Source organism: Rhodoferax sp., from assembly GCF_039922535.1.
Taxonomy (GTDB): domain Bacteria; phylum Pseudomonadota; class Gammaproteobacteria; order Burkholderiales; family Burkholderiaceae_C; genus Rhodoferax_B.
In genome coordinates, this window is sequence record NZ_JBDTEM010000422.1 from 1 (window position 1) to 7,183 (window position 7,183).

Annotated in this window: 5 protein-coding genes; 2 read left to right on the forward strand and 3 right to left on the reverse strand. The window is 61.8% G+C overall.

Going from position 1 to position 7,183, the window contains the following annotated elements:
- Both ABI213_RS20085 and ABI213_RS20090 read right to left on the reverse strand, forming a co-directional pair.
- On the reverse strand, nucleotides 1-379 hold a 379-nt coding region (locus tag ABI213_RS20085; protein ID WP_348028407.1), incomplete at its 3' end, for a DUF3455 domain-containing protein.
- Nucleotides 380-586: 207 nt separating this feature from the next.
- Nucleotides 587-3,556, reverse strand: coding sequence for an EAL domain-containing protein (locus tag ABI213_RS20090; protein ID WP_348028409.1), 2,970 nt, complete (start codon nucleotides 3,554-3,556; stop codon nucleotides 587-589).
- 101 nt (nucleotides 3,557-3,657) lie between these two features.
- Here ABI213_RS20090 and ABI213_RS20095 point away from each other — a divergent pair, with 101 nt between their 5' ends.
- Both ABI213_RS20095 and ABI213_RS20100 read left to right on the forward strand, forming a co-directional pair.
- The gene (locus ABI213_RS20095) at nucleotides 3,658-5,397 is read left to right on the forward strand and encodes a ClcB-like voltage-gated chloride channel protein (protein WP_348005466.1); all 1,740 of its coding nucleotides are present in this window, start codon (nucleotides 3,658-3,660) and stop codon (nucleotides 5,395-5,397) included.
- Nucleotides 5,398-5,511: 114 nt separating this feature from the next.
- Entirely contained in the window at nucleotides 5,512-6,435 is a 924-nt protein-coding gene (locus ABI213_RS20100) for a Tim44-like domain-containing protein (protein WP_348028411.1), read from the forward strand.
- A gap of 136 nt (nucleotides 6,436-6,571) precedes the next feature.
- Here the strand turns inward: ABI213_RS20100 and ABI213_RS20105 are convergent.
- Nucleotides 6,572-7,183 (reverse strand): class I SAM-dependent methyltransferase (locus ABI213_RS20105; RefSeq protein WP_348028413.1); only part of this gene is annotated, 612 nt, incomplete at its 5' end.

Below are 7,183 nucleotides of genomic sequence, written 5' to 3' on the forward strand. Positions count from 1 at the left end.
GGTAAGGGATGTTGCCTGCGCCCGCAGGGGCGACGGCGAGCTGGGTAGCGGAGACTTTGGATCCGTCCATCGCTTCCCAGGTGGCGGGCGGGCCGTAGTACTTGCCGACCTGCTTGCCGCTGCGGTCGTTCAAGGCAGCGTTAGGGCCTACAAAGACCCACTCGGTCATGCCAGGCGCATTGGCCTTGTCACGGCATTCGTAGGTGATCTCGCCCACACCCACGGTTTCCATGGCCACTTTGTGGCCCATGGGCACTTTGACGGCCTCGGGCAGGCTGTCCTGGCTGAACATGGGTTTCATGGGGGCCATGGAGCCGCAGGCGCTGAGCAAGGCGGCGGCGGATACGGTGGCCAGCAGGGAAAGGTGTTTGATCGACATGCAATATCTCCAAAAAAGGTAGCAACGGTTAGGACCTGAAGGAACGGATCAGCAGCTTTTCAAGCACTGCTACAGGTACTACACGCCAGCCCTGGTTTTGGATGCAGCGGTTTCCAAATATTTTTGGCCCCGCACGGTAAACGCTACACAATGAATAGCTGCCTGCGCAGGTTCCTCCTGCGCCAAAGCCGTATTTTCTTCAAATAATTAGGACCCGCTTTGCAGTAAGGCTGGCGCTGGATGTGCGGCCCAGAAGGCCTCAAAGTCCGGTGCCGACACCGGGCGCGAGAACCAGTAGCCCTGCGCGTAGTCACAGCCCGTGGCGGCCAGCAGGTCGCGCTGCTGGGCGGTTTCTACCCCCTCGGCTACTACCTTCATGCCCAGGGCGTGGGCCATCACCACCATGGCCTTGCACAGGGCCAGATCGGTGGAGTCCGGCACCAGATGGCGTACAAACGACTGGTCGATCTTGATGAAGTCGATGTCAAAACGTTGCAGATAGGACAGCGCCGAATAACCGGTGCCGAAGTCGTCCAACGCCACCTGGATGCCTGCATCGGCCAGCTCCATCAGGCGGTCGCTCACCCGGTCGCTGGTGTCGAGCAACAGGCCTTCGGTAATCTCCACCACCATGCAGGAACCCGGCAGACCCAGGGCCCGGAGTTGCGTGTCCCACCGCTGGTTGCCCTGGCTCTGGTGGTGAAACTGCACCGGAGACTTGTTGATGCTGATCTGAAAATCAGGGTGCAACGTGGTGCGCCAAGCTTGCACCTGCAGCGCCGCCTGCTCGAACACCCACTGCCCCATCTCCACGATCAAACCGCTGGACTCGGCAATCGGAATGAACTGGTCCGGGCTGATCAGACCGCGCGTTGGGTGCTGCCAGCGGATCAGCGCTTCGGCCTTGTGCACGGCCCCAGTGGCCAGATCCACGATGGGCTGGTAGACCAGCCGGAACTGCTGCCCTTGCAGGCCAGAGCGCAGGTCGTTGGCCAGGCGCACCCGGGTTTGTGCAGCCTCCTGCAAGGCCGGGGTAAAAAAGCTGAAACGGTTACGCCCGGCACCTTTGGCTACGTACAGCGCCTGGTCAGCGTTTTTGAACAGGTCTTCGATGCCGGTCGCATCCAACGGGTACAGGGTGATGCCGATGCTGGCAGACACAAACACCTGTTCGTTGCCGAGCTGAAACACCTGCTCCATCGCATGCAGAATCTTTTGCAGGGTGGGCTCCAGGCGGTGGACATCGGCCACCTCGGTCAGCACCACGGTGAATTCGTCACCCCCCATGCGGGCCACGGTATCGGCCTCGCGCACGCAGGACTGAATGCGGCGGGCCGCCTCCACCAACAGCAAATCGCCGTTGTCATGGCCCAAGGTGTCGTTGACCTCTTTGAAGTGGTCCAGGTCGATGAACAGGATGGCCAACTGCTGGGCATCGCGTTTACAGCGCTTGATCTCTTGCTCCAGCCGGTCGCGCAACATACGCCGGTTGGGTAGGCCGGTCAGGGTGTCAAAAAACGCCTGCTGGCGAACCAACGCTTCCCCGGCTTTGCGGTCGGTTATGTCGGTGTGCGTGCCAATCATCCGCAAGGGCTGCCCCTGTGGGTCCCGGTCGATCACCATGCCCCGGCTCAGCACCCATTTCCAGCTGCCGTCTTTGCAGTGCACCCGGTGCTCATTGGAATAGCTGGTGGTAAGGCCTGCAAAATGGGCATCGCGGTCACGGTCCATTTGCGGTCGGTCGTCGGGGTGGGTACGCTGGTCCAGCTCGGTTGACAGGTTAGGGACTTCGCCTTCTTCAAATCCGTACATCTCAACCAAGCGCTTGGAGAGGTGCTCCACCCCGGTCTGGATGTGCCAATCCCACACGCCGTCGCCGGTGCTTTCCAGTGCCAGCCGCCAGCGGTCTTCGGTGTCTTGCAGTGCCATCTGGGCCTGCTTGCGCTCGGTGATGTTTTGCAACACCGAAGTGCGTGATACCAATTTGCCGTCTTTCCAGATCGAATTTCCCGTGGCATGCACCCAGATCCGCTCGCCGCGGAAGGTAATTGCCTCCAGCTCGATGTCATGTGACGAGGACTGCTCTGCGCTGAGATGGCCAGCGAGGGAAATGACCTTCTCCATGGAAGCCCGGGTAAACACGCGCATGGAGGTCTCCAAGGCAGTGGTGGGCGTGTATTCCTCGGGTGAGGTCTGGAAGATGCGGTAGATACCCTCCGTCCAATAGACCCGACCGGTAGCGCCATCCACCTCCCAGCCCCCCACCTGGGCCAGGGACTGCATGGCCGTCAATAGCCCATCCAGCCGCTTGCGCTCGGCCTGGGCCTGCACATAGTCGGACACATCGGCAAAGGTGCGCACCATGCCGCCATCGGGCAGCATCTGACTTTTGACTTCCAGGGTCCTGCCGTCCGGGGTTTCGCGCAAAAAATGCGCTGGCAGAGGAGTTTTGCCGCCAGTCTGCACATAGGCGCGTGCGCTCTCCTCCACCAAATAGGCCTGCCTGCCGAAGTCGCCGCGCTTGAACTGCCGAACGCTGATTTGCGCCAGCGTAGGCCGTTCCGCCAAGAAACTATCGGGTAAGTCCAGCATCTCGCAAACCCGCTGGTTGAACGAAATCAAGCGCATCTCGGCATTGAAGACAAAGATGCCCTGGCTGATGCTGGCGGTGGTGGTTTGCAACAGCCGGGTTTGCTCTAGCAACTGGGTGTGGGATATGCGCAACTCGGCCTCGGCCTGTTTGCGCGCGCTGATGTCCGTATGGGTGCCGATCATCCGCAAGGGAGTGCCGTCGGCAGAGCGACTGACCACCATGCCGCTAGAAATCAGCCAGACCCAGTGCCCGTCCTTATGGCGCATGCGCAAGTCCATGCTGTAGCCGGGTGCCGAACCGTCCAGGTAGGCCGCTACCGCCGCCTGCATGGGGGCGATGTCGTCCGGGTGCACGCGGGTGGTGAACTCCTCAAAGCCGGGGGCCAGTTCGCCGCTGGCAAAGCCCAGCATTTCGTCCCAGCGCGGGGAGTAGGTTTGGCTACCGGTGCGCAAATCCCAGTCCCACACCCCCACGCCCGATCCCTCCAGGGCCAATTTCCAGGGGTTGTTTGCGTCCCCTAGATCCGGCGCACGGGTCCAGTCCTGCGGCGTAGGCGAGAGAGGCGGGTCAGAGCGGTGGTTCAAAGTGTGTGGCCCGTAAGCTAGCTGTGTCAGATTCTAGAACCTTGGAGGTATACAGACCAGTACGCACACCGTGCCCTAGGGGCTCTGGTATCTTCTGGCGCATGGACTCTATTGGCTCCCGTTGGCTGGCACTGCGCACGCGGTGGCTGCGCGTTGTGCGTTTTTCAGAGGTGTCCGTAATGTTGCTATGGGCCATCCCCACCGGCCTGCTGGGCGCGTTGGCCACCGAGGTGTTCCGCACCGCCCTTTTTGAATTAGACCGGCAGGTGCTGGGCCAAGGCGGCAGCCTGGTCGCCATTGCCCAGCATTTGCAGCCTTGGCAACGGGTGCTGGTACCTACCATCGGCGGCCTGCTGGCGGGCAGCCTGTTGGTACTGGCCGCAGCGCGTGGCCGCGCCCAGCCAAAAACCGCCAGCGACTATATGGAAGCCACGGTACTGGGCGACGGCCGCATTCCGGTGCAGACCAGCCTGATCCGCAGCGGTGCGTCGCTGCTCAGCATTGCCAGCGGTGGCTCAATTGGCCGCGAGGGGTCGATGGTGCAGCTGTCTGCGCTCAGCGCGTCCCTGCTGGGGCGCGTGCTGCACTTGCCGGTGGACCGGCTGCGCCTGCTGGTGGCCTGTGGGGCTGCAGCGGGTATCACCGCGGCCTACAACGCCCCCATTGCAGGCGCATTTTTTGTGGCCGAAGTAGTGCTGGGCACAGTGGCGATGGAAAGTCTGGGGCCGATCATGGTGGCCTCGGTGGTGGCCAATATTGCGATGCGCAGTTTTGCGGGCTACCAGGCACCTTATGTGATGCCTCAGTTCCCAGCGGTCACGGGTATTGAAGTCCTGCTGTTTGCCCTGCTGGGGCTGTTGGTGGGCGGTGCGTCGGCGGTGTTTTTGCGGGGTTTGGACACCAGCCGCAAGCTGTTCCAGCGCACAGGCCTGCCCTTGCCGCTGCGCCTGGGCCTGGGCGGCTTGGTGGTGGGGCTGGTATCGGTGGGCTGGCCGCAGGTCTGGGGCAATGGCTACAGCGTGGTGAACTCTGTGTTGCATTCACCGTGGCCCATTGCCCTGCTGCTGGTTCTGCTGGTCGCCAAAGCAGTGGCCACTATGGCCACGGTGGGGTCAGGCGCGGTCGGCGGGGTTTTTACCCCGGCCTTGTTTTTTGGCTGTTTGCTGGGCGACAGCTTTGGCCAGGCGGTGCATTGGTTTTGGCCGCAGGCCAACTCGGCCCCGTTTGCCTATGCCATCGTGGGCATGGGTGCATTTTTAGCGGGAGCCACCCAGGCTCCGCTGATGGCGATTTTGATGATCTTTGAAATGACGCTGAGCTACGAGGTCATGCTGCCCTTGATGGTGGCCTGCGTGATCGCCTACTTTGTGGCCCGGTCGGCGAACGCCGGGTCCATGTACGACATTACCCTGCGCCGCCTGGCCCAACGCGACGAGCAGCAGCGGCTGCGCACCCTGCACGTGCGCGACCTGGTGCAGCCCACACAAACCGTGGTCCACCCTGAAACCGGTCTGGAGGCCATGGGCCAGTTGTTTCTGCAATACCCCGTCAAATACCTGTACGTCACCGATGCGCAAGCACACTATTTGGGCGTGGTGCCGCTCAAGAAACTCAGCCCGGCCGCTGGCATGGTCGATCTGCAGCACACCTGCGCTGCCGATGTGCTGGACGGAGAAATCAAGCCCCTGACCGCCGACATGACGCTGACCGAGGCCTTGCAGCGCTTCATCGAACACCAGGGGGAACGCCTGCCGGTGATCGAAAGCCTGGCCACCCCCCGCTTCCTGGGTGTGGTCCACAAGACCGCTTTGCTGAATACCTACGTGCAGCTTAGCGCCTAGCGCAGGTCACATTCTGGTTTATCAGAACTAAGCATCCTTATTTATCTGCTTTTTCATAGGCCTTAGTTTCACTAGTATCGCGGGCACATCAACTCGTTTTTGCTGGAGAACACCATGAAAAAAATTCTTTCCCTGCTGGCCGTGGTCATGGCCTTGGGCATGTCCACCGTCGCTATGGACGCAGAAGCCGCACGGCGCATGGGCGCAGGCAAATCCCTGGGTATGCAGCGCCAGGCCACGCCGAATAAGGCCCCTACGGCCGCGCCGGCACAAACGCCTGCGGCCAACCCGGCCGCCGCTGCTGCTGCCGCACCCGCTGCAGCGCCCAAACGCTCGTGGATGGGGCCATTGGCTGGACTCGCGGCAGGCCTGGGCTTGGCCGCACTGGCATCGCACTTTGGCTTTGGCGGCGAACTAGCCTCCATGCTGATGATGGGCTTACTGGCAGCCGGCATCATGGTGGCAGTAGGCTTCTTTATGCGTAAACGTGCTGCAGCCAAGGCGGGTGCCGTCGGTGGCATGCAGTACGCCGGAGCCGGTGCGCCTACCAGCCTCTCGCCCGCAACACCCGCCTACAAGGTAGAAATGCCCGGCACCTCTACCGGCTCCAGCATTGGCTCTGCCATTGGTTCCGGTATCGGTGGCAGCGCACCTGTGCGCCAGGCGATTCCCGCCGATTTCGACGTAGCCGGTTTTGTGCGCAACGCCAAGGTCAACTTCATCCGCCTGCAAGCCGCCAACGATGCCGGTAACCTGGACGACATTCGCCAGTTCACCACGCCGGAAATGTTTGCCCAGCTGAAGATGGACCTGAATGACCGCGGTGCAACAGCGCAGCACACCGATGTGGAGCGCATCGAAGGTGACGTGCTGGAAGTGGCCGAGGAAGGCAACCACTATGTCGTCAGCGTGCGCTTTACCGGCATGATCAAGGCCGAAGGCGATGCCGCTGCAGAGGCGTTCGACGAGGTCTGGCATTTGACCAAGCCGCTGCAAGGTGCAGGCGGCTGGGTACTGTCGGGCATCCAACAGATGTAAACCACCTGGCAGCTAACGTGAGTAGCCCCGGTACGCAGGTACCGGGGCTACTTGCATTTATGACCGAAACCATTTGTAGGCCTGCGTAGGCAGCTACCAAATACGTAGCACATGCCGACCGAAAAATGGGGGGGGCTTAAATGGTGGGTTTTAAGGGTGCGTCTGCCGCCCGGTAAACCAGCACCTTCAGCGCCCGCTCGTTCGACACGTCGGCAAACGCCGCCGGGTTGGCCACGCGCTCCACGAACACCAGCTCGGGGGCGAGTTCACGCATGTGGTCTTGCAAAAAGTCGATACCCAACTCGGGCGCGTTAAGGCACAACAGCGCGTGGCCGCCATGCATCAGCAGATCAGGCAGGCGGCGTATCAGGCGGGCGTAGTCTTTGGTGGCGATGAAGCTGCCCTTCTGGTAGCTGGGCGGGTCTACGATGACCAGGTCGTAGGGGCCGCTGCGGTTGATCTTGCCCCAGGTGGTGAAGATGTCGTGCGGCAGAAAGCTGGCACCGGTGGTCAAGCCATTGAGCCGGTGGTTCTGTTGGCCCGTGGCGATAGCACCCTGGCCCATGTCCACATTGACCACCAGCTTCGCACCGGCTTGCAGAGCAACCACCGAGAACGCGCAGGTGTAGGCAAACAGGTTCAGCACCCGAAAGTCCGCGCGGCCAGTCACATGCTTATGCACCCAACGGCGGCCTTCGGCCATGTCGAGGAATAAGCCGTGGTTCTGGCCCTTGAGCACATGCACGCG

What these genes read in the sequence shown, in the direction of transcription:
- ABI213_RS20100 (WP_348028411.1), top strand. Translation starts at nt 5,512, where the DNA reads ATGAAAAAAATTCTTTCCCTGCTGGCCGTGGTCATGGCCTTGGGCATG.
- ABI213_RS20095 (WP_348005466.1), top strand. Translation starts at nt 3,658, where the DNA reads ATGGACTCTATTGGCTCCCGTTGGCTGGCACTGCGCACGCGGTGGCTG.